The organism is Promicromonospora sp. NPDC060204, assembly GCF_042728455.1.
Taxonomy (GTDB): Bacteria; Actinomycetota; Actinomycetes; order Actinomycetales; family Cellulomonadaceae; genus Promicromonospora.
Genome location: NZ_JBHWZO010000467.1, coordinates 1 through 1425 on the forward strand (window position 1 = coordinate 1; position 1425 = coordinate 1425).

Genomic DNA, 1425 nt, shown 5'->3' on the forward strand with positions numbered 1-1425 from the left:
CTGGCTACCAGACTGTCAGATCTGGTCAGAAGGTCCCACAACCCCGCACACGCAACGCCTGACAGCTTGACACGCATACGGTTTGGCCTCATCCGCTTTCGCTCGCCACTACTCACGGAATATCTCTTCCTGTCGGTACTGAGATGTTTCACTTCCCGACGTTCCCTCCACACGCCCTATACATTCAGGCGCGGGTAACCGAACATGACTTCGGCTGGGTTCCCCCATTCGGAGACCCTCGGATCACAGCTTGTCTGCCAACTCCCCGAGGATTATCGCAGGCTACAACGTCCTTCTTCGGCTCCTAGTGCCAAGGCATCCACCAATGTGCCCTTAAAAACTTCAGCAACACTACAATCACAGAAACCAAGACAACATGCCCCTGAGACAACCAACCAGACGAAGCAGAACCCCGCCGACCAGTCATCACCATGGAGCAGTCTTGGAAAAATTCAAAGATGCTCGCGTCCACTATGCAGTTCTCAAGCAACGGACGAACCCACCAGGCACACCGCAACCACCAACACCGGTCCAGCCGGCTGGTCTGGTATGCAACCCAGTGACCCGTATCCAGTCAGAAACACTCGACTCGCACTCACACCCCCGCCCACCAGTTCAAGAACCAGCAAGCAGGTGCGTGAGGCGGCCGGTTGCCTCAGGACCCAACAGTGTGCTTGGCAAGCCCCACCAGTACCGACCTCCACGTTCCTTCCAACCCGCAAGGGCCGGCGTACTAGCGTTGGTCACCACCGAAGGCGACTCTTCGTCAATGTTCCACCCATGAGCAACCACCCCAGACGCGTACGGCCTGGGCATGGCCTCTGCCACCACCACCCACCAGGCACGAAGCCCGGTCAGGCAACGACCACATAGGGCCGGTGGTGGAGATGAGCTCCTTAGAAAGGAGGTGATCCAGCCGCACCTTCCGGTACGGCTACCTTGTTACGACTTAGTCCCAATCGCCAGTCCCACCTTCGACCACTCCCTCCCTTGCGGGTTGGGCCGTGAGCTTCGGGTGTTACCAACTTTCGTGACTTGACGGGCGGTGTGTACAAGGCCCGGGAACGTATTCACCGCAGCGTTGCTGATCTGCGATTACTAGCGACTCCGACTTCACGGGGTCGAGTTGCAGACCCCGATCCGAACTGAGACCGGCTTTTTGGGATTCGCTCCACCTCACGGTATCGCAGCCCTCTGTACCGGCCATTGTAGCATGCGTGAAGCCCAAGACATAAGGGGCATGATGATTTGACGTCATCCCCACCTTCCTCCGAGTTGACCCCGGCAGTCTCCCATGAGTCCCCGGCATAACCCGCTGGCAACATAGGATAAGGGTTGCGCTCGTTGCGGGACTTAACCCAACATCTCACGACACGAGCTGACGACAACCATGCACCACCTGTGTACGAGTGTCCAAAGAGAACC

General features: G+C 57.9%; 2 rRNA genes. Both read right to left on the reverse strand.

Annotated elements, in window-relative coordinates:
* Positions 1 to 347: ribosomal RNA gene (locus ACFWEJ_RS28735) — 23S ribosomal RNA — on the reverse strand; the annotation flags it as partial.
* Between the two features lie 553 nt (positions 348 to 900).
* Positions 901 to 1425, reverse strand: a 16S ribosomal RNA gene (locus ACFWEJ_RS28740); the annotation flags it as partial.